General features: G+C 59.7%; 22 protein-coding genes and 3 pseudogenes. 16 read left to right on the top strand and 9 right to left on the bottom strand.

Annotated elements, in window-relative coordinates; translation table 11 throughout:
• The first annotated feature begins 8 nt into the window (after nucleotides 1–8).
• The 11 genes from doeA to BMZ42_RS14670 all read left to right on the top strand — a co-directional run bounded on the left by doeA (nucleotide 9) and on the right by BMZ42_RS14670 (nucleotide 11796).
• A complete protein-coding gene (doeA, locus tag BMZ42_RS14725) occupies nucleotides 9–1190 on the top strand; it encodes an ectoine hydrolase DoeA (RefSeq protein WP_091523917.1) in 1182 nt (393 codons plus the stop codon).
• Between the two features lie 101 nt (nucleotides 1191–1291).
• Entirely contained in the window at nucleotides 1292–2296 is a 1005-nt protein-coding gene (gene doeB / locus BMZ42_RS14720; RefSeq protein WP_091523915.1) for a N(2)-acetyl-L-2,4-diaminobutanoate deacetylase DoeB, read from the top strand.
• 244 nt (nucleotides 2297–2540) lie between these two features.
• A complete protein-coding gene (locus tag BMZ42_RS14715) occupies nucleotides 2541–3665 on the top strand; it encodes a GGDEF domain-containing protein (RefSeq protein WP_091523913.1) in 1125 nt (374 codons plus the stop codon).
• A 341-nt stretch (nucleotides 3666–4006) separates the two neighbouring features.
• Nucleotides 4007–5641: an ABC transporter substrate-binding protein gene (locus tag BMZ42_RS14705; protein ID WP_091523990.1), complete on the top strand. Its 1635-nt coding sequence runs from the start codon at nucleotides 4007–4009 to the stop codon at nucleotides 5639–5641.
• 70 nt (nucleotides 5642–5711) lie between these two features.
• Entirely contained in the window at nucleotides 5712–6713 is a 1002-nt protein-coding gene (locus BMZ42_RS14700; RefSeq protein ID WP_091523907.1) for an ABC transporter ATP-binding protein, read from the top strand.
• Nucleotides 6710–7705 (top strand): ABC transporter ATP-binding protein, encoded by a 996-nt coding sequence (locus BMZ42_RS14695; protein WP_091523904.1) that lies wholly within the window; start codon nucleotides 6710–6712, stop codon nucleotides 7703–7705. Before BMZ42_RS14700 ends, BMZ42_RS14695 begins: the two co-directional genes overlap by 4 nt.
• Nucleotides 7698–8627, top strand: coding sequence for an ABC transporter permease (locus BMZ42_RS14690; RefSeq protein ID WP_091523903.1), 930 nt, complete (start codon nucleotides 7698–7700; stop codon nucleotides 8625–8627). Before BMZ42_RS14695 ends, BMZ42_RS14690 begins: the two co-directional genes overlap by 8 nt.
• A gap of 12 nt (nucleotides 8628–8639) precedes the next feature.
• Entirely contained in the window at nucleotides 8640–9512 is an 873-nt protein-coding gene (locus BMZ42_RS14685; protein ID WP_091523900.1) for an ABC transporter permease, read from the top strand.
• 15 nt (nucleotides 9513–9527) lie between these two features.
• Nucleotides 9528–10292: a glycerophosphodiester phosphodiesterase family protein gene (locus tag BMZ42_RS14680; RefSeq protein WP_091523898.1), complete on the top strand. Its 765-nt coding sequence runs from the start codon at nucleotides 9528–9530 to the stop codon at nucleotides 10290–10292.
• On the top strand, nucleotides 10289–10969 hold the full coding sequence (locus BMZ42_RS14675; protein WP_091523895.1) for an HAD family hydrolase: 681 nt from the start codon (nucleotides 10289–10291) through the stop codon (nucleotides 10967–10969). Before BMZ42_RS14680 ends, BMZ42_RS14675 begins: the two co-directional genes overlap by 4 nt.
• A gap of 2 nt (nucleotides 10970–10971) precedes the next feature.
• Nucleotides 10972–11796: a sugar phosphate isomerase/epimerase family protein gene (locus BMZ42_RS14670; protein WP_091523892.1), complete on the top strand. Its 825-nt coding sequence runs from the start codon at nucleotides 10972–10974 to the stop codon at nucleotides 11794–11796.
• A gap of 132 nt (nucleotides 11797–11928) precedes the next feature.
• Here BMZ42_RS14670 and BMZ42_RS14665 read toward each other — a convergent pair.
• The 4 genes and pseudogenes from BMZ42_RS14665 to BMZ42_RS14650 all read right to left on the bottom strand — a co-directional run.
• Nucleotides 11929–12110: pseudogene (locus BMZ42_RS14665) on the bottom strand (DDE-type integrase/transposase/recombinase); the annotation flags it as partial.
• A gap of 693 nt (nucleotides 12111–12803) precedes the next feature.
• A complete protein-coding gene (locus BMZ42_RS14660; RefSeq protein WP_091523890.1) occupies nucleotides 12804–13364 on the bottom strand; it encodes an NADH dehydrogenase ubiquinone Fe-S protein 4 in 561 nt (186 codons plus the stop codon).
• Between the two features lie 71 nt (nucleotides 13365–13435).
• A pseudogene (locus BMZ42_RS14655) lies at nucleotides 13436–13940 on the bottom strand (Hsp20/alpha crystallin family protein).
• A 96-nt stretch (nucleotides 13941–14036) separates the two neighbouring features.
• Nucleotides 14037–14519, bottom strand: a complete 483-nt coding sequence (locus BMZ42_RS14650; protein ID WP_091523888.1) for an Hsp20 family protein — start codon at nucleotides 14517–14519, stop codon at nucleotides 14037–14039.
• 211 nt (nucleotides 14520–14730) lie between these two features.
• Between BMZ42_RS14650 and BMZ42_RS14645 the strand changes: the two genes are divergently transcribed.
• Together BMZ42_RS14645 and BMZ42_RS14640 are read left to right on the top strand one after the other, a co-directional pair.
• A complete protein-coding gene (locus BMZ42_RS14645; RefSeq protein ID WP_091523885.1) occupies nucleotides 14731–14946 on the top strand; it encodes a hypothetical protein in 216 nt (71 codons plus the stop codon).
• 33 nt (nucleotides 14947–14979) lie between these two features.
• Nucleotides 14980–15366, top strand: coding sequence for a DUF982 domain-containing protein (locus BMZ42_RS14640; RefSeq protein ID WP_342028961.1), 387 nt, complete (start codon nucleotides 14980–14982; stop codon nucleotides 15364–15366).
• Here the strand turns inward: BMZ42_RS14640 and BMZ42_RS14635 are convergent.
• The gene (locus BMZ42_RS14635) at nucleotides 15360–15638 is read right to left on the bottom strand and encodes an usg protein (protein WP_091523882.1); all 279 of its coding nucleotides are present in this window, start codon (nucleotides 15636–15638) and stop codon (nucleotides 15360–15362) included. The two genes, BMZ42_RS14640 and BMZ42_RS14635, sit on opposite strands and share 7 nt — an antisense overlap.
• Nucleotides 15639–15657: 19 nt before the next feature.
• Nucleotides 15658–16002: a hypothetical protein gene (locus BMZ42_RS14630; protein ID WP_091523879.1), complete on the bottom strand. Its 345-nt coding sequence runs from the start codon at nucleotides 16000–16002 to the stop codon at nucleotides 15658–15660.
• A 339-nt stretch (nucleotides 16003–16341) separates the two neighbouring features.
• Between BMZ42_RS14630 and BMZ42_RS14625 the strand changes: the two genes are divergently transcribed.
• Both BMZ42_RS14625 and groL read left to right on the top strand, forming a co-directional pair.
• Entirely contained in the window at nucleotides 16342–16656 is a 315-nt protein-coding gene (locus BMZ42_RS14625; protein WP_091523876.1) for a co-chaperone GroES, read from the top strand.
• Nucleotides 16657–16713: 57 nt separating this feature from the next.
• Nucleotides 16714–18339, top strand: coding sequence for a chaperonin GroEL (gene groL / locus BMZ42_RS14620; protein WP_091523874.1), 1626 nt, complete (start codon nucleotides 16714–16716; stop codon nucleotides 18337–18339).
• A gap of 434 nt (nucleotides 18340–18773) precedes the next feature.
• Here the strand turns inward: groL and BMZ42_RS18285 are convergent.
• The 3 genes and pseudogenes from BMZ42_RS18285 to BMZ42_RS14605 form a co-directional block, all read right to left on the bottom strand.
• Nucleotides 18774–19283, bottom strand: a pseudogene (locus BMZ42_RS18285) (hypothetical protein).
• An 11-nt stretch (nucleotides 19284–19294) separates the two neighbouring features.
• A complete protein-coding gene (locus BMZ42_RS14610; RefSeq protein ID WP_091523984.1) occupies nucleotides 19295–19747 on the bottom strand; it encodes a TspO/MBR family protein in 453 nt (150 codons plus the stop codon).
• 61 nt (nucleotides 19748–19808) lie between these two features.
• Nucleotides 19809–20519 (bottom strand): sensor histidine kinase, encoded by a 711-nt coding sequence (locus BMZ42_RS14605; RefSeq protein WP_139207950.1) that lies wholly within the window; start codon nucleotides 20517–20519, stop codon nucleotides 19809–19811.
• Between the two features lie 96 nt (nucleotides 20520–20615).
• On the opposite strand from BMZ42_RS14605, the gene BMZ42_RS14600 reads away from it, so the two are divergent.
• A partial coding sequence (locus tag BMZ42_RS14600; RefSeq protein ID WP_139207948.1) for a transposase occupies nucleotides 20616–20849 on the top strand: 234 nt, incomplete at its 3' end.

Raw genomic sequence — 20849 nt, 5'->3', positions numbered from 1 at the left:
TCGTGGAAATGACATCGCCTTCTCTGAAGTTCACGCGTGACGAATATGCGGCGCGGCTGGCAAAGACACGCAAGGCCATGGAGGCGAAGGGAATTGACGTGCTGATCGTCAGCGACCCGTCGAACATGGGGTGGCTGACCGGATATGATGGCTGGTCGTTTTACGTGCATCAGGCGGTGATCGTGCCGCCGACCGGCGAGCCGATCTGGTACGGGCGTGGACAGGACGCCAACGGCGCCAAGCGTACCGCCTATCTCGATCATGCCAATATCATCGGTTACGCCGACCATTATGTGCAGTCGACCGAGCGCCATCCGATGGATTATCTGTCAACGGTGCTGGTCGAGCGCGGCCTCGACAAGCTGACCATCGGCGTCGAGATGGACAATTACTGGTTTTCTGCCGCTGCCTTTGCCGCGCTGCAAAAAGGCCTGCCCAATGCGCGGTTCACCGATGCAACGGCGCTGGTCAACTGGCAGCGTGCGATCAAAAGCCCGACCGAAATCGACTATATGCGCAAGGCGGCACGGATCGTCGAGGCGATGCATGCACGCATCCTCGACAAGGTCGAAGTCGGGATGCGCAAATGCGATCTGGTGGCTGAAATCTATGATGCGGGGACGCGCGGCGTCGATGGCATCGGCGGCGATTATCCTGCCATCGTGCCGCTGTTGCCGTCGGGCGTGGACGCCTCCGCGCCGCATCTGACCTGGAACGACCAGCCGATGCGCGCCAATGAAGGTACGTTCTTCGAGATCGCCGGGTGCTACAACCGCTATCATCTGCCCCTGTCACGCACCGTCTTCCTCGGCAAGCCGACGCAGGCGTTTCTGGATGCCGAGAAGGCGACGCTGGAGGGCATGGAGGCCGGGCTTGCAGCGGCAAAGCCTGGCAATACCTGCGAGGATATTGCCAACGGGTTCTTCGGCGTTCTGAAGAAGTACGGCATCATCAAGGATAACCGCACCGGCTACTCGATTGGCCTCTCCTATCCGCCAGACTGGGGCGAGCGCACCATGAGCCTGCGCCCCGGCGACAAGACCGAACTGAAGCCCGGTATGACATTCCACTTCATGACCGGTCTATGGCTGGAAGACATGGGGCTGGAGATCACCGAATCCATCCTGATTACCGACACGGGTGTCGAGTGCCTCGCCAACGTGCCACGCCACTTGTTCGTGAAGGACTGATGGGGCGAGCGGAGTAGGGGGAAAAGAGGGCAGTTGGCAGTATTTCCCTACTCCCCTACTCCCCTCGGCAATCAAATCGACCAATTCGCATGAGACCTGACATGTTAGACCAGCATCTTCGCCCGTCGCCGATCTCGCCCACCATCGATCTTGATGCCGAAGGGGTACAGCACGGGTTTTTGCGCCTGCCCTATAGTCGTGACGATTCCGCGTGGGGATCGGTGATGGTTCCGATCTGCGTGATCCGCAATGGCAGCGGTCCGACGGCGTTGCTGACCGGAGCCAATCACGGCGATGAATATGAGGGGCCGCTTGCGCTTTACGATCTGGCGCGGTCGTTGAAGGTGGAGGACGTGTCCGGCGCGGTTATCATCGTTCCGGCATTGAACTACCCGGCGTTCAGGGCCGGCACCCGCACATCACCCATCGACAAGGGCAACATGAACCGCAGCTTTCCGGGCAGGCCGGACGGGACGGTGACGGAGAAGATCGCCGACTATATCTATCGCCATCTTTTACCGCGCGCCGATCTCGTGCTTGATTTTCACTCGGGCGGGCGGACGCTCGACTTCCTGCCGTTCTGCGCTGCCCATATCCTGCCCGACAAGGCGCAGGAGGGCAGGGCGTTCGCGGCAGTGGAGGCTTTTTCAGCGCCGTATTCGGTGCGGATGCTCGAAATCGATGCGGTCGGCATGTATGACACCGCCGCAGAGGAAATGGGCAAGGTGTTCGTCACCACCGAGCTTGGCGGCGGCGGCACCTCACGCGCCGAAACCGTAAAGATCGCCCGCAAGGGCGTTCTCAACGTGCTGCGCCATGCGGGGATCGTTGCCGGGGCGGTCGAGCAGACGCCGACGACATGGCTCGATATGCCCGACGGAGACTGCTTCAGCTTCGCGATGGAAGACGGGCTGATCGAAACCATGGTCGATCTTGGCGGCGCGGTGACAAAGGGCATGGTGATCGCGCGCGTGTGGGGCACCGGCAGCACGGGCGTTGCCCCACAGGAGATCCACGCGAAGATGGACGGCATTCTCGTCGCGCGACACTTCCCCGGACTGATCAAGGCGGGCGACTGCGTGGCGGTGGTGGCGATCAGCAACTAACCTGCGGAGCCACGCTGAGCACTGGGCGTCACCAACACGCGACGTTAGCCGGCATCAGAAAGCGGCGATGGCTTCGAAGGTTCTCATTCGACCTCTCGTGTTGTGGGGGATTTGAGTGGCGTCGCGCACGCTGAGAAACCTCATGTCGGTGTGCGGCTAGTTTTACGTTGCGGGTTGATCAACTGTTAAGTTGCTACCTTTACAGGGTCTATTCGAATAGCAACGCTGAGTATTCGGGGACCCTATGGGATACTTTGTGGTGTCTGTGTTCGGCACTGCCGCTGTCGCGTTTGCCCTCTTGTCGTGGTACGCGTCCAATCTGCGCTACTTCCGATATCTGGCTGTTGGTCTCGCGTCATGCGGCACCGGATTCCTGCTGCAAACCGCTCAGATCCCGACCAATATCTCTGCCAATTCCCTGCTAGCTACCGCTTGTTATTTCGCAGGCGCTCTTTCAGTCGCCGAGGCGGTCAAACGACGGTCCTCTGAGACCATGGGGTGGGCGTTCCACGCAACATTATTCGTGGTGGCTCTCCTAAGCACTGCCTACTTTCTTTTCGTCGATCGAAACCTGATAGCGAGAACCTACATCCTCAATTTCGGGTTTGGCTTTGTGCTGCTTGCGGCAGCCTGGAAAACGAGAAAGCACATTCGGGGTAGCGTGGCCGATCAGATACTTTTCTGGACGATCGCGCTCGTGGGGCTGCACTTCCTTCCCCGGACCGTGCTGACAGTGGGAAGCTTCAGTGCGGCGCCCGGCGAGCACGTCAACACCACCTTCTGGATCACGCTGCAATACACATTGGCTTTCGTCCTGAATGCCGGCGTCCTAGCTCTTTTCGGGGTCGCGGGAGCAGACATTTTTGCTTCGATCACGCGCGAGCGTGACTCCGATGTGCTGACCGGACTCTTAAATCGCCGGGGCCTTGAGACTGCGGTTCGCTCGCTCACGGGAAAAGGAACCCAAAACGCAGTCATCCTCGCAGACCTCGATAACTTCAAAGCGATCAACGATCACTTCGGCCATGCTGCAGGGGATATCGTGTTGCAAGAGACCGCACGCCGCCTGGCAGCAGTCGCACGGAAACAGGATTTGCTTGCACGCATCGGCGGCGAAGAGTTCGTGTGTGTGATCAGCGGGAGTGTGGAGGACGCTCTAGCCTTGGCGGAACGCTTTAGGACATCTCTTGCGGCAACACCCGTCAATGTGGGATCAGCCAGTCTGACCGTTACAGGCAGCTTCGGCATCGCCGCATCTGACGCGTACGATCATTTCTGGGATGCTGTGAAGGAAGCGGACACCCAACTTTATGTGGCAAAGCGGGCAGGGAAAAATGCTGTCTCCTCGCGGGAGAGGCTGGCATCTTGATGGGTCTCCTGTGGCATTCCTAACCCGGGATCATCGATGAGACCCAGGCCGTGCCTGGACATCCATTGCCGTGATCGCACGCGCGACGTTGCGCACGTTGAGCCCCGTCTTCGGCGCATCGTAGCAGCGGCTCGTGCTGATAGCCGATCGCGGCCGGACCTGTGACGGCGAAACAAGTTGTGCGCCAAAACCAGTTTCGAGACCGCGGTCATCCCCCTCGTCGTCGCTGGGTAACGTCACATAACATTCATCTTCCATTCGAGTGACTGTCACATGAGTGGACTAGCTCAGTCCTATCTCAACACGGCCAAACCGGTGGCTGAAACTCGATGGGGCAGTTCATGCATATCAATCGTCGACAATCTCTTGGACTTTTGGGTGGGGCAGCATTTGGCGCGCTCATCCTGCCGGGCAGCCTGATGGCGCAGGGCGCTCGCCGTTCGATCACCATCGCGGTGCAGAAAATCAGCAACAACAACACGCTGGATAATTGGCACGAGCAGTCAAACGTCGGTGAGCGCGTGTTCTACCCCAATTTCTGGGAAGGGCTGATCGGCCGCAACTGGATGGGCGATCAAGGCCCGGTGCCGGAATTGGCTACCGAGTGGAAGCGCCTCGACGACAAGACGATCGAGTTCAAGCTGCGCCAGGGCGTCAAGTTCCACAATGGCGACGAAATGACAGCAGAAGACGTTGCCTTCTCGTTCTCGGACGAGCGCCTGTTTGGCGGTACGGAGCCGGTTGGCGGCACCACCATCTACGCCGAAGACTTCAAGCCCAACACCGACAAGGAACTGCCTGCTAGCGTCCCAGGTACGGCGCGCCGCCTCTGGCCTGCACTGCGCGGCGTCGAGATCGTCGACCGCTACACGGTGCGCTTCCACAATGCGACGCCGGACGTAACGCTGGAAGGCCGCTTCTATGCTGGCGGACCGCAGATCACCTCCAAACGCGCGTGGGATGAAGCCAAGACCTATGCCGAATGGGCCCGAAGCCCCGTCACCACCGGCGCCTACAAGGTCGAAGAATTCAAGCCGGACGTGTCGCTGACTTTGGTGGCGCATGACGAGCACTGGGCCGGTCGCCCGCCGCTTGAACGCATCCGTTTCATCGAAGTGCCGGAAGTCGCCAGCCGCGTGAACGGCCTCTTGTCCGGCGAGTACGACTTCGCCTGCGACCTGCCGCCAGACCAGATCGGCACCATCGCCAACACAGCAGGTCTTGAAGTTCAGTCATCGACAATCTGGAACCACCGCGTTTCGGTATTCAACACCCAAAATGAGATCATGGCTGATCCGCTGGTGCGTCGCGCCATGACACACGCCATTGACCGCAATGCCATCGTGGAGGCCCTGTGGGCCGGTCAGACCGTGGTGCCGAAGGGGCTTCAGTTCGACAGCTATGCGGCTTCGAACATGTTGATCGAAGACTGGACCGTGCCGGAATTCAATCCGGAGCTGGCCCGCGACCTGCTCAAGCAGGCGAACTACAAGGGTGATGCGATCCCGTATTTCCTGCTGAACAACTACTATACCAACCAGACTGCAACCGGTCAGGTGCTGACCGAGATGTGGCAGCAGGCCGGCATCAACGTCGAGATCCAGATGAAGGAAAACTGGTCGCAGATCTTCGCCGGCGAAGGCGAGCGCGGCCTGCGTGACTGGTCGGCTTCCAACCTCGTCAACGATCCGGTGACGCCGATGGTCAACCAGTTCGGCCCGAACGGTCAGGCCCAGCAGAACCTCGAATACAGCAATGCCGAGCTGAACCAGATGTCGGTGGTTCTGGAAACCTCGACCGACCACGAGACGCGTCGCAAGGCTTTCCGGCGCATGCTGGAGATCGCAGAGCGCGAAGACCCAGTCTACACGTTGCTGCATCAGAACGCCGTGTTCACCGGCATGAAGTCCGAACTCAACTGGAAGGCCGCACCAGCGTTCGCAATGGATTTCCGTCGCGACAATTGGAACGTCTGATCTGTTTCTTCGGTACGGCAGGCCCTGCGGGCCTGCCAGCTTTCTCATGACATTACGGAAAGGACGCAGGATGAGTTTGGTCTCGATCCGTGATCTCAAAGTCTCGTTTGATGGCGTGCAGGTACTCCACGGCATCGATCTCGAAATCGGCGAGGGCGAGGCCGTCGGCCTCGTCGGTGAAAGCGGCTGCGGGAAGTCGGTGACATGGCTCGCGGCGCTCGGACTTCTGCCGCTCAAGGCAGCGGTCAGCGGCTCGGCCAAGTTTGCCGGCCAAGAGCTTGTCAATGCGCCACGTACTACCTTGGAAACGGTCCGCGGCGGGCGCATCGCCATGATCTTTCAGGATCCGTCATCCTCGCTCAATCCCGTCCAACGGGTGGGTAAACAGCTGATCGAGAGCATCCGCCTGCATCGCGGCCTCAAGGGCGCAGCGGCGAGGGTCGAAGCCATTCGCCTGATGGATCTCGTCGGCATTCCGTCTGCCTCGACGCGTATCGATCTTTATCCGCATGAATTTTCGGGTGGCCAGTGTCAGCGCATCATGATCGCCATGGCTTTGGCCGGCGAACCCGATCTGTTGATCGCCGACGAGCCGACAACGGCGCTTGATGCCACGATTCAGGCGCAGATTCTCGACCTTCTCGCCAGAATCCGGGAAGAGACCGGCATGGCGATGGTCTTCATCAGCCATGATCTCGGCGCTGTCTCGGCCGTGTGCGATCGCGCGGCAGTGATGTATGCCGGCCGGGTCGTCGAGCAAAACGGCATTCGGGGGCTCTTCGAAAGTCCGCGTCATCCGTACACGGTCGGTCTGTTTCAGGCGATCCCGCAACTGGATGGACCTCGCCAACGTCTCGTGCCGATCTACGGCACCGTGCCCGATCCGCGCCATCTGCCAACGGGCTGTTCGTTTTCGCCGCGCTGCACAAGTGCGAGTGACTTTTGTACCAGTGTCCAACCCGGACTCGTCCGTCAGGACGATGGCTGCGACCTTGCCTGTTTCAATCCAGCCGCTCACGCGGTGGTGCCTGCCTATGGCCATTCCGTGAAAACGACCGAGTACGTGAGATGAGCGTGCTGCTAAAGGCATCCCGACTTTGCCAACGATACACCACCGGCAAGAAGCTTTTCGGCAAGCCGTCAACGGTGACCGCGGTCGATGGTATCGATCTTGAAATCCGTGCTGGCGAAATCGTTGGTGTTGTCGGCGAATCCGGATCGGGAAAATCGACCCTCGGGCGTATGCTGCTTGGCATCGAGGCGCCGACCGATGGCGAGGTGCTGTGGCAAGGGGCGCTGATGCCGATGCCGGCGACGCCCAAATGGCGAGCGCTGCGCCGCGACATGCAGCTGATCTTTCAGGATCCGCTGGCCGCACTCGACCGTCGGATGACCATTGCCGACCAGATCGCGGAACCGCTCGAAATTCACAGACTGATGCCGCGCGAGCAGATAGGTGCCCGCGTGATGGAATTGATGGAGAAGGTCGGCTTGCGCGCCGATCAGGCTGACCGCTATCCGCTGGAACTGTCCGGCGGCCAGCGTCAGCGCGTCGTGATTGCCCGCGCCCTTGCGATGTCGCCGAAATTTCTCGTCTGCGACGAGCCTGTGTCGGCCCTCGACGTCTCCATCCAGGCCCAGGTCGTCAATCTGCTCTACGATCTCCAGCAGGACGAAGACCTGACCATGGTCTTCATCAGCCACGATCTGAAGGTGGTTCGCAATCTGTGCGACCGTGTGGTCGTGATGTATCTGGGACGCATTGTCGAGGAGGGCTCGGCCGAAGAGATTTTCGCCAGGCCGTTGCATCCCTACACGCAGGCGCTGGTGTCTTCGGTGCCACAAGCGGGAACCGGCATGACGAACCGCATCGTCTTGCAAGGAGAGCCACCAAACCCGGCCGCGCGTCCCTCCGGCTGCGCGTTTCACCCGCGTTGCCGCTTTGCCGATGCAGCCTGCAAGGCAAAGGTGCCATCGCTGATGCGCGACAATGGCCGTCTTGCTGCCTGTCTGAAGCTGCGGACCCTTCCTTTTCAGGACGAGAAGCAACTGACCCATGCTTAATCACATTCTGATCCGTCTCGTCCGGGCGTTCCTGACATTGATGCTGGTGATGACGTTTGCCTTTCTGGTGCTGCGTCTTTCCGGCGACCCGGCGATCATATTGCTTGGCCCCGATGCACCGCAGGACGCCATCAATGCCTTTCGCGAGCGCTGGGGCCTCAACGATCCACTGTGGAAGCAGTATCTGGCCTACATCGCGCAGGTGCTGACCCTCGATTTCGGCGTCTCGATGCGCGATCAGGTGCCGGCGCTTGAACTGGTCATGTCGCGTATCCCGGCGACGCTCGCGATCACTGTTCCGGCATTGATCCTCAAGGTCGCGATCGGTATTCCCGCCGGAGTCTACGCCGCGTTGCATCGTCAATCGATTGCAGATCGTGGCGTGATTACCCTGTCCATCTTCGGCTTCACGGTTCCGTCCTTCGTCCTCGGCCTGATCCTCGTTTTGATCTTTGCGGTGACGCTTGGCTGGCTGCCATCGGGCGGCCAGGATAGCTGGCGGCACGCGATCCTGCCGATCGCGACGCTCTCGGTTGGCGGCATCGGCATCATGGCGCGGTTTTCGCGCTCGGCGATGATCGAGGTGCTGGGACAGCCATATATTCGCACGGCCATGGCCAAGGGCCTCAGCTGGCGCGACGTCGTCTGGAAGCATGCGTTGCCGAACGCAGCGGTGCCGATTGTCACGCTGCTGGGCTTCATGGTCGGTTCGCTGATCGCAGGTGCGGCCGTCGTTGAGAGCATCTTCTCCTGGCCGGGCGTTGGGCGGTTGATCGTCACCTCAGTCGCCAACCGTGACCTGGCCGTCGTTCAGTCGCTGCTGCTCGTCATCGCCTGCTCGATGATCGTCGCCAACTTTCTCGTCGATCTGGCCTACGGCCTGCTCGATCCACGCCTGCGCTCCAAGCGCGCGGCGCATTGAGGACATCGTCTCATGACTGTTGCCGCTCTTTCCGCGGAAGCACCCGCCAAGCAAGGCTTCCTGTCACGCCTCCGGCAGAAAATGCCGGTGTTGATCTGGCTGTGCGCGCTTTGGCTACTGGCAATGGTTCTGGTCGCGATCTTCGCTGACCAGCTCCGCCCTTATCCCATAACCAAGATGGATCTCGGCGCGCGGATGGCCGAACCGGGAACGCCGGGCCATTGGCTGGGCACCGACGATCTGGGCCGTGACGTCCTTTCACGTCTGATGCAGTCTATTCGGGTCTCGCTGGTGATTGCCTTCGGCGCGACCATCTTGTCGGCGGTTGTTGGCACCGGGCTTGGCTTTCTGGCTGCGCAATTTCGCGGTTGGGTGGAGAACGCGGTGATGGCCCTGGCAGACTTTCAGGCCGCGCTGCCGTTCCTGATCATGTCACTGGCGGTGCTGGCCTTCTTCGGCACGTCGATGGTGCTGCTCGTCTGCCTGATGGGTTTCTATGGCTGGGAGCGTTATGCGCGCATCGCTCGTGGACTTGCCATTTCTGCCTCCGCGCAAGGCTATGCCGGCGCTGTCGTGCAGCTCGGCGCAAAGCCAAGCCGGGTCTATCTGCGCCACATTTTGCCCAATGTCGCCTCGACGCTGATCGTGTCAATGACGCTGACCTTCCCAGAAATCATTCTGATGGAATCCGGTCTCAGCTTCCTCGGCCTCGGTGTTCAGCCGCCGCAGACGTCACTTGGCAACATGGTCGGCTTTGGGCGCGAATATCTGACGCGAGCACCCTGGATCATGCTCGCGCCATCGGTGGTCATCGTGTTGACCACGCTGTCGATCTCGCTGCTCGGAGACTGGCTGCGCGACCGTCTCGATCCTACCATTCGTTGAACCGGAAGACCCTCAATGTCCCGCATCATGGCGCACCGCGGTGCCCGCAATCTTTGGGCCGAGAATTCGCTGCTCGGCTTTCGCAACACCCTTGAGTACGGGTTCGACGCGGTCGAATTCGACGTCCATCTGACCGATGAAGGCGAGATGGTCGTGATCCACGACGCAACACTTGAGCGCACCACCAATGGCAGCGGTGATGTGCGCAAGCTGACGCAAGCAGAGCGCAAACAGCTCAAGTTGCGCGGACCGGATGGCGCGCTGATCGACGAATGCCCGCCGACGCTGGAAGAGGTCCTGGCCATTCTGGCTCAGGACCCGCGCATCGAGCCATGGGTGGAGCTGAAGTCCGGCGGCGACGGCAGACCCTATGACGGGCTGGTCGAGAAGGCATCCGCGGCGCTCCGCTCCGCTGGCCTTGCCGCGCGGGCAGCATTGCACAGCTTTGACGTGAGCGTCGTCGAGAGGGTGCGCGAGATCGCGCCAGAGATGCGCCGCCTCGTTTCGGTGAACGCACAATCAGCAGCGCGTCATGGCGGTCTTGCGGCGATGATGGAGAAGCTGCGCGGCCTGCCGCACATTCTTGGAGTCCATCATGAATTGTTTGCGGCGGAATTCGATCTCATCGCCAGCGACTGGGGGGTGGAGAACTGCTCGGTCTGGACGATCAATGATCCCGACCAGATGCGCCGCTGGCTCGCCGTCAAGCCGCTCTTCATCGTTTCCGACGATCCGGTGACCTTACAGGCGCTGATGCGCGAGATGGAGCCGGGACAATGAGCGGCATCAAGGCGATCCTGTTCGATTGCGACGGAGTCGTCATCGACAGCGAGCCGATGGGCTGTGGTGCCCTGGCACAGGCAGTCACAGAAGCCGGACGCCCGATGAGCCAGCACGAGGCGAGGGCGATTTTCTCCGGCAATTCAGCACGCGACAGCCGTCGCTGGATGGCTTCGAACGGGTTGGATGCAGCAACGGTTTTCGCGCGCAGCGACGACATCCTTTTTGAGATGTTTGAAACTTCAATTCCCTACATTCCGGGTATTGAACGGGTGCTGTGCGATTTTCCGCTCGAGCGCGCCATCTGCTCCAATTCTTCGGTGCTGCGTCTCGAACTGTCGATTGGCCGAACGCCGCTCGCGGCCCATTTTGGCGGGCACGTGTATTCCGCCGAACACGTCGCGCAGCCGAAGCCGGCGCCCGATCTGGCGCTCCATGCATGCCGGCAACTGGGCGTCGACCCGCGTGAAGCGGTCTTTATCGACGACAACATCCACGGCATCCACTGCGCCAAGGAAGCAGGGTGCATGGCTGTGGGCTTCGTCGCTCCTTCCGACGATCGTGTCGGGCACGCTGATACCCTTCGCGCTGCAGGCGCAGACCATTTGGTCAACGGCATGTCCGAGTTTCACGACCTTCTTGCAACGCTTTTAAACAACATCCTTGAGGAAGCATGACCATGTACGACCTACCCCTGCTCGGCGCCGCCATTACGGTGACGGAACTTGAACATCTCCGCGACTTCATCGTCGACGAGAACCGAGATCTGGAGTTGCAGGATTTCTGCGTTCCCGGCGCGCTCGACGATGACTGGAAGCCGGTTGCAACGCGTGCGAAGGAGCTTCTGTCAGGCTACAACGGCCGCCTTGGCATTCACGGACCGTTCTGGGGCCTTCATATCGCGAGTCCGGACAAGGAGATCCAGAAGGTTGTCACCCGCCGTATGCTGCAGGGGCTGGAAGTCTGTGAATTTCTCGGCGCGACGCAGATGGTGATCCACTCGCCTTACATCACCTGGGACTATCACAACCTCGACAACGCGCCAGGCCGTCAGGCCTATCAATCCGTGCTCGACCATACCCATGCCACGATGGACGAGGCGGTTCGCCGCGCTGAAGAGATCGGCGTGACGATGGTGGTCGAAAACATCATGGACAAGGATCCGGACATTCGACGCATACTGGTCGAGGATTTCAACTCAAGCGCCATGGCTGTCTCGATCGACACCGGCCACGCACATTATGCCTGTGGTTCGACGGGGGCGCCGCCGGTCGACTACTTCGTGCGCCGGGCGGGCAATTCATTGCAGCACATCCACTTGCAGGACGCAGACGGCTATGCCGACCGCCACTGGACCATCGGCGAAGGCAACATCAGCTGGCACGCCGTGTTCCGCGCTCTGGGCGAACTGACGTCAAAGCCACGCCTGATCCTGGAGCTGCGCGACAAGGCAGGCATCCTGCCATCTGTCGAGTGGCTGCGTGCGCGCAACCTCGCGCGCTGATAGTTCAAAGGCACGTCGCCGATCCTGCAATGCAACTTGCGGCGCACGCAGGGTCGGCGAGCTGCCGCGCGCGAGCGGGCTTTGTCGCAAACGTGCCATTCGGACGAACATTCAGGCAGCGACTATTTCAAACTACTCGGCGAGTGATGGTCCCAGATTGTAGGCGTGCCTCGCCTGTCGTTTTCGCGTCATGTGAACTATCTTGATCCCGAACAGGATCGTGGCGGCGGTGTTTGTTGATTTGAACATATCCGGCGCTTGATGCGGCGATGGTCCTGCTCAATGCGGTTGTTCAGATATTGGCTTTGCCGGATACCGGTCGACCGGTACATGCCAGCGCTTTCCTGGAGAACTGCTTTGCTGACCGAAGATAGTCGGGGTCATATATAGGTCAGTTGTTCTGCCGCTTCGGCGATTCCGAATCCACGATTGCGCGTGCATCGGCTGATGCTTTTAAGTCGAAAGTCACAGGTTCGAATCTTTTAGGGCGCGCCAAATGCCGCCGGTTGCCCTCTGTTACCGCCGATAGCCGCCGAAACTACGCTCGCGCAAAGAGCGTGAGACGGGCCTTACGCGAAGAAGCGTAGAAACGGCGATGTTTGGCGTTGAAAAAGTTCGAATCGTTTCCGGTCGATTGGTCGATTGGTCGATTTTGACCATTAGTAGAGGTGGTTTATGGAGCATTGAACGACCGCATGCGCCCATTCCGGTCGTTGGGTGGGCATTTCTATTTTTTTTCCCAAGGCGGTCGGCCTGATCAGCGTCTCGCCCGCATCAAACGGAGGTGGTTAGGGGGCGAGGCGCAGGATCAGCGCAGTTTAATGAAGTGGTGCGCCGCGCAATCTCCCGGATCGATAAACGTCCCGGAAATGCCAGCGCCGGATAACGCTCAAAAGCGCCAGGTCCAACACCTGAAACTCCCGCACGAAACGAGCAGAACAGCGTTCAAACATGGGTCACTTCTCAGTGGAAAAATCTCCCCAAACCAGATCACTTCTCAGCGGAAATCAACAGCCTCGCATCAAGGGGTAGCCGGTTGTCGGCCACGACATCCATCGGCGAAGCCCAGGCGCCATCCGCATCATTGCGATTGGCGTCATTCGACATGGACGACGGTACTTTTCCGAAAGCCCGGCGAGGCCAAGCTTGCCGAGCGTCGCATCGGAGAATGTGTTTCGCGATTCTCCAGATTTATCCCTGGTAATCCTAGCCTTATCCTTTGGTACGTCCACGACATAGCAAAGACCCTGCCGCTGCGCGTAACGGATCGCAGACGCCAGCGTCGGGAACTTAAGCTCGACCTGCTTCAGTGTGTCCCGGCTGCCGGTGTGGCCCATGAGCGGTTCGATAAAAGACGGGCTTCGCGCCTCGAACACGAGCTTCCATTGATCGCGCGACGGAGCACTGGTAGTCGCCGAGCGAGATGGGCGGTAGATCCGGGCCAAGGCATCGCTGGGGAATAAGGAGCGTCCCATTGACCGCATCGTGCGACGATTGTCGTTGACTCCCGGCACGGGCCGGTCGACAGGACCATCTGCCATTGATGTCCTTCTTGCAGCAATGTTCATGGTTCTTCCTCGGTGATCGGTGAAGATCGACGCCGACGGGCGCAACGAACCCGCCGGCGCCGAAACCCTCGTCAGCTCTTGGTCGCTATGCGTTTTACCTGCGACTGTGCCTTTTCGGTCTTGGGAAGCACGAGGCTCAGCACGCCATTTCTGAACCTGGCGTCTATCTTGTCCTCGACGATTTCCCTTCCAACCGGGATACCGCGCTCGAAACGGCCGTAGAAGCGTTCCGAGAACTGCTTGTCCTTGTCCTCGGTCTCAGATCGCTTTTCGCCGCGCAGCGCCGTCATCCAGAACCAGTTCGATGTCCTTTTCCTCCAGACCTGGCACTTCCGCGGTTATGCGGATCTCCTTTTCAGTCTCGGAGATTTCGACGCTTGGCCACCCTCGTCCGAAGGAAGCCAGAGGGTCAAAAGCTGGCAGGTTTCGATCAAACGAGCGAAAGACATCATCGAACAGGCGACTGACTTCCCGGTGCAGCGTCAGGAGCGGATTGCGGTCCTCTTCACGATAGACAGCGGAAGCCTGATTGCTGCTCGTGTCACGGCCCCAGGGGATCAGGTCACGTACGTTCATGGTTATTCTCCTTCTGTTCTGAACAATTGGACACAGCTTCGCCGATGGCGCCGGACGGGTGGCCCGGCGCTGGCGATCCGTAGACTGACAAAAGCGTCAGGCTGCGATCTGCTCGTTGGTGTGCGAGGGGGCTTCAATCTGCATCGTCTTCTCCTGCGACGAGAGCGCAATCCGACGAGGCTTCATCTCCTCCGGGATCTCACGCCGAAGATCGATTGTCAGGAGGCCGTTGACGAGAGTCGCGCGTTCAACTCGCACGTGGTCGGCGAGCTGGAAGCGACGCTGGAACGAGCGTCCGGCAATGCCGCGATGCAGATACTGCGCATTCTCGTCGGTGGCTTTGCTGCCCGCCACGAGAAGCATGTTTTGCTCCTGCGTGATGGAAAGCTCGTCTTCGCTGAAGCCGGCCACCGCCATGGTGATGCGGTAGTCGTCTTCGTCAGTCTTTGCGATGTCATAGGGCGGCCAGTTGTCGATGCTCTCGACGCGGCTGGCTGCCTCCAGCGCATTGACCAGACGGTCGAAGCCGATGCTCGACCGGAACAGGGGAGAAAAATCGAAAGTGGTTCTCTTAGCCACATCCTCCTTGAAGCAACATGGGTACAAGATTGTGCGGCTTTTGGCCGGCGCCGCCCCGTAGTGGCAGCGGCGCACAATCGATCTGGTTCCTTCATTTCAGAGTTTCAAGAGGGTGACGGCAGAAAATTTCCACAGCGATTTCAGACTGTTGGAAATTGAGAACAACTCCACCATCTGATGAGTTGGTTGGTAAAATGAATGGAGACCTGCCATGACCTATGACGACATCGTTTCAGTGCTCGGCTCCATAGACGACGATCTGGCGGCGGGGCTTATCGCAACCGGGGCGAGTGTTGATGAACTTCGAGAAGCGTGGAACTGGCTTAACAATGACGAGGCGATGATGGGCGAAGGGCGACCGCTCCCGGACACACGCGTCAGCCAACTCATCGATCTGCTTGAACCTGACGATGACGGCGTGGACTGAGCTACGGATGGAGGGTTGAAGAGGCACGTCGGTATGCCCAGATCACAAGAGATCGTACAGAACGATCAGTTACTTGCTCTTAAAAGACGATCAGAAAACAAGGAGGAAGTGATGTCTGATGTCGTGTTCAACGAACCCGTAATTCTGCGCATGCCAAAAACTGGCCTCCGAAAGGTGGCGACAGGTTTTGAAGCACTGGAATGCCTTGAGCGTGAATGGCCGGACTGGGCACGTGGACGGCGTTGGCGGAATGCCGTTGCTGCCTGTCGGGACGCACTCGATGGATGGCGCTCTGCGAAGGAGGCACGCCGGAGCTTTATGAAGGCTGCAATGCGAGCGGGTCTCGTTCAGGGAGCACGACGCACCCGAGTTCGGGGTACTCTCGGTAGCTATCAGGGAATTCCCGCCGGGCTTCAGTGAACGGATATGATCCCGTCGACGGCTTTCCATTCTGAGGGCTGGATCAGACGATGGTGGGCGACGCGCACGGAGTGCAGCGCGCCCTCCAGCGTCTCGGTCCAGTAGTCGAGAAAGCCGCGCAGTTCGGGAAACTTCGGGGCGAGATCGTAATCCTGCCAGACATAGACCTGCAACAGGCTCGGGTGATCTGGAAGACGATAGTGGATTTCGGCTGTGGTTAGGCCGTAGCCTTCCATCTGCATCCGGAATTCACGACTGACGATCGCTGGCATATGTCTCTCCTTTGTCGTTTCATGCGTGAAGACGATGGTGATGGTCTGCGGATCCGCATACTGCATCGTCCTCCCCGATGTCGCCGCGATCCAGACGCCGCAGCGCATCCATGATGACATCGAATGGGATGGGGCTTTCCGCGCCAGGCGGCTGGCGCAGTGCGGGCATCGATTCGACCGCGCATGCGTCGGATGCCCATGACGAGAGAATGGCGCGCTTTTCGCTGCGTTCGAGTGTGCGGTCGCGCAGCACATCCTCGGGATGCCTGTAGTGGCGCGCCGGCGACAGGAGCCGGTCGAGCGCAATGTCTTCGGCTCGTGGCGCGAGAGAGGGAATGATCGTCGAAAAATCGGCTCGGCGCATCGCTGTCCTCCTTCCGTTTTTAGCCGTTCCAAAAACTCCGTTTCGATCAGGACTCCGGACCGCGCCTCCGGCACGGCACAGAAGGAAGTTCGGCTAATCGCGCGAATTTTTCAAGTGCCCGGATGCTCGATGGTGCCAATTTCGGCTGCGATTACATCGCACTAGCAGTGAATGGCTGCGAGTGCCAAAAATTTTGCATTCGCCTCTTGAAATCGAAAATCGCCAAAACCAGATCGATACGCGCGTGACGCCGCCAAGGGTTGCGCGGCCCCGCTCCGGTTCTCACCGGGCCGGAGCGGAGGGACCTCTCAAAATCTGTTTGTCCTTGAGGAGAACAAAATGACGTTCCGTCCATTGCATGACCGTATCCTGGTTCGCCGCATCGAAGCCGACGAGAAAACCGCAGGCGGCATCATAATTCCCGATACCGCCAAGGAAAAGCCGAGCGAAGGCGAAGTGATCGCTGTCGGCCCCGGTGCCCGCGACGATGCGGGCAAGATCATGGAGCTCGACGTAAAGGTCGGCGACCGCATCCTGTTCGGCAAGTGGTCCGGCACCGAGATTCGGCTCGACGGCGAAGACCTGCTCATCATGAAGGAAAGCGACGTGATGGGCGTGATCGAGCAGACCGCCACGCTGAAGAAGGCCGCCTGACGGCTTCTCCCTTAACCATTTCAGTCAATGAAAGCTGCCTATTGAAGGAGTGATCCAATGGCTGCCAAGGAAGTCAAGTTCAACACCGAAGCCCGTGAGAAGATGCTTCGCGGCGTCGACATTCTCGCCAATGCCGTCAAGGTAACGCTCGGGCCGAAGGGCCGCAACGTCGTCATCGACAAGTCGTTCGGTGCGCCGCGCATCACCAAGGATGGCGTTTCGGTCGCCAAGGAGATCGAGCTGGAGGACAAGTTCGAGAACATGGGCGCGCAGCTTGTTCGCGAAGTTGCCTCCAAGACCAACGATCTGGCCGGCGACGGCACCACGACCGCGACCGTTCTGGCGCAGGCCATCGTCAAGGAAGGCGCCAAGGCTGTGGCATCGGGCATGAACCCGATGGACCTGAAGCGCGGCATCGACAAGGCTGTAGACGCCGTCGTCTCCGAGCTCAAGGGCAACGCCCGCAAGATCTCGAAGAACGACGAGATCGCCCAGGTCGGCACCATCTCGGCCAATGGCGATTCCGAGATCGGCCGTTTTCTCGCCGAAGCCATGCAGAAGGTCGGCAATGAGGGTGTCATCACCGTCGAGGAAGCCAAGACGGCCGAGACCGAGCTGGAAGTGGTCGAGGGCATGCAGTTCGACCGTGGCTATCTCTCCCCCTACTTCATCACTAATCAGGACAAGATGCGGGTCGAGTTCGAGGATCCCTATGTCCTTATCCATGAAAAGAAACTCTCCAACCTTCAGGCCATGCTTCCCGTGCTCGAAGCGGTCGTCCAGTCCGGCAAGCCGCTGGTCATGATCGCCGAGGACGTCGAGGGCGAGGCTCTGGCCACGCTCGTCGTCAACAGGCTGCGCGGTGGCCTCAAAGTCGCGGCCGTCAAGGCGCCGGGCTTCGGCGACCGCCGCAAGGCCATGCTGGAGGACATCGCCATCCTTACCGGCGGCACGGCGATCAGTGAGGATCTCGGCATCAAGCTGGAGAACGTCACGCTGGAGATGCTCGGGTGCGCCAAGAAGGTGGTGATAGAGAAGGAGAACACCACCATCGTCGACGGTGCCGGCTCAAAGGCCGAAATCGAAGGCCGCGTGAAGCAGATCAAGGCGCAGATCGAGGAGACGACCTCCGATTACGACCGCGAGAAGCTTCAGGAGCGTCTGGCGAAGCTCGCCGGCGGCGTCGCGGTGATTCGCGTCGGCGGTGCGACCGAGGTCGAGGTCAAGGAGAGGAAGGACCGCGTTGATGACGCGTTGCACGCGACCCGCGCGGCGGTCGAGGAAGGCATTCTGCCCGGTGGCGGCGTGGCGCTGCTGCGTGCGCAGAAAGCGCTCGATGCCGTAGAGACCCAGAACCCCGACCAGAAGCACGGCGTCGAGATCGTGCGCCGGGCTATCGAGGCGCCGGTGCGTCAGATCGCCGAGAATGCTGGTGCCGAAGGCTCCATCATCGTTGGCAAGCTGCGCGAGAAGGCCGACTTCGCCTTCGGCTGGAATGCGCAGACCGACGAATATGGCGACCTGTTTGCGCAAGGAGTGATCGACCCTGCCAAGGTGGTGCGCACAGCCTTGCAGGATGCTGCATCCGTCGCCGGCCTGCTGGTGACCACCGAGGCGATGATCGCCGAGAAGCCGAAGAAGGAAGCAGCGCCGGCCATGCCCGCCGGCGGCATGGACTTCTGACCATCTGGCACTGAAAGTGACCGCTCCCATGTTGGGAGCGGTCACTAGCAAAGCATAGATCGGAGACTGATATGAGCCTCATGCCAAACTCCGCGGCAGCGCAGATGTCGGTCCTCTCGCGAGACGGCCGGCCACAATGATCCAGAAACCTCGCCTTCGGGCGGGGTTCATTTCCAATCGACCAGACGCGGAAGGACGGACGGCGGCAGATCTCTTCCGGCGCGACGGCATCGCCACGTCCAACACGAAGGAACCATATCGGGAGGTAATCCTCCCCGACATGGGCATCGGCGGTATTACACGGGCCAGCCGCTATTGCCGACGAAGGTGCGCGGCGTGCGCGTGTCGATGACCGGCGCGTTCTGAACGGCATCTTTTGGCGGTTGCGCGCCGGAGAGGATGAAGCTGGGCACCGCAATGTCATTGTTGGGGCGCTATATTTTCCGGCTATCGTAAGCCCAATGTAACAGCGCCTGCCGTTGACGGGGGCGGCACGTCCAATCTCCCGGCTCGCAATTTCTCCTCACTTGGGAAATGTGGCGCTTCATAGCCTTCCATCGTCCGATCTGCCGTGCATCTTCGTCCGCCATGCGACGGCCGCGATAATAGCGGCAGTACCATTGGAACCAGCCGCGCGGATCGTCTGGATGAATCCAGCCTTTCCGCCGCCACTCAGACAGCGGCTGGCTTGCGTCAACGCCAAAATAGTTCAAAGAGCAATCGCGGCCCAATGGTGAGAGCTACGCGCCCACGAACCAGCTTGATGGAAATTCCTCGCGGCAGTCGGTCATGTACTTTCCGCAAAACACGCCGAGGGCAAGCATCTCCTTGGGCGTCAGGTCCGGAGAAAAGTGCGGATCGAATTCGCGGCCGCTCGGCGCGGTCAGGGCATAGCGATAGCCTTGTTGCATTTTGTCAGTGACCGTTACGGTGCGACGCCCCATTGAGAGACCGGTCAGTTGAGATGCCAAATTGCCGCATTCAGCGCCGAGGCAAAGAGCACCCAGGCAACGTACGGCACGAATAGCCACGCCGCAACGCGATCTTGCCGCCAGATTGTAGCAACGAAAATAAGAATGGCGACAAGCAGCAGCAGAATGATCGCAAGGGCGGCGCCGATGGCGTGGGCTGAAAAGAACACAGGCGACCAAAGAAAGTTGAGCGCGAGTTGGAGCCACCATAGACGCATCGGCCAGGCGCTGTCTGTTCGTTCGAAAGTGCGCCAGCCAGCAATTGCGATTAACACGTAAAGGATGCTCCATACTGGAGCAAACAACCAGTTCGGCGGGTTAAATGTGGGCTTCGCGAGCGCTGCGTACCAAAGGCCGGGCGCGGTCAGGAAGCCGATGAGAAGCCCACCGCCCAGGGTGAGAACGATAAATCCAATGAGACAATACCAGCGTTTCACGTTCTCGTTCGAACTCCAGTCCACAAATGCACGGTGATCACCAACCCAGATCTAATTCCTGCTATTGGAGCGGGTCACACAGCGATCTCTTCAAAACGATTTTCGCGGATAGACCTTCCTTATTCCAGTCTCGCCCAATAGTGCCGCCGAGTTGTCCGACGGCCATTTCGCTCAGCCGTGTGCCAAATCCTGCATGATCGGGAGGCGCGACGATGAGGGGGCCTCCGCGCTCTGTCCAGCGCATGATGACGAGGTCGTCCTGGCTCTGAACTTCGAACGTCACTGCGCCGTCGGGGCTGGAGAGTGCTCCATACTTGACCGCGTTCGTTGTCAGTTCGTTCACGGCCAATGCTATTGGCGTAAGCGCCTTTGATGAAAGCGACAGATCTTCTCCCAGCACATCGAACCGCCTACGCTCCGTTGCATCCAAATGAGGCGAAACGATCGTCTGCAAAAGTTCGTGCAATGTAATGGTCGGCGGGTCGTTTTCTGTGCCGCTATCTGGTCGAGGGGCGGTAAGGGCATGAGCGCGGGCCAAAGCGTCCAGTCGCTCACGTGCCATTTTGGAGAGTTCCTCGGGGGTTTGGGCGCGTTTTGCACACAATGAGATCAGTCCGCTGGCGATCGAAAAAACGTTCTTGATGCGATGCTCCATCTCCTTGAGAAGCAATTGCTGTTGTTCAAACGCGCGGTGACGGTCGGTGATGTCACGGGCGATTTTCGACGCTCCGATAACTCGTCCGCTCTCGTCCTGCAGCGGCGACACGGACAAGGAAATATGGATTGTTCCCCGTCAGCGCCCATGGCACAGATTCAGGGTTGAGCTTTAAGGAGTGTTTTGGTCTCGTCGTCTGACGAAGGAACCAAGATGACTGCTAAATCCCCGAGCACCAAAAAGCCTGCCGAGCAGGTGGTGAAGGACATTCGCCGGGCGACCCGACGGCACTTTTCAGCTGAAGACAAGATCCGGATCGTTCTCGATGGTCTGCGCGGCGAAGACAGCATTGCCGAACTGTGCCGCAAGGAAGGCATCGCGCAGAGCCTTTATTACACTTGGTCGAAAGAGTTCATGGAAGCCGGCAAGCGCCGACTGGCGGGCGAT

Source organism: Aquamicrobium aerolatum DSM 21857 (genome assembly GCF_900113935.1).
GTDB lineage: Bacteria > Pseudomonadota > Alphaproteobacteria > Rhizobiales > Rhizobiaceae > Aerobium > Aerobium aerolatum.
Note: the sequence above shows the minus strand (reverse complement) of the source record. Positions and strands in the feature narration are given on the sequence as shown.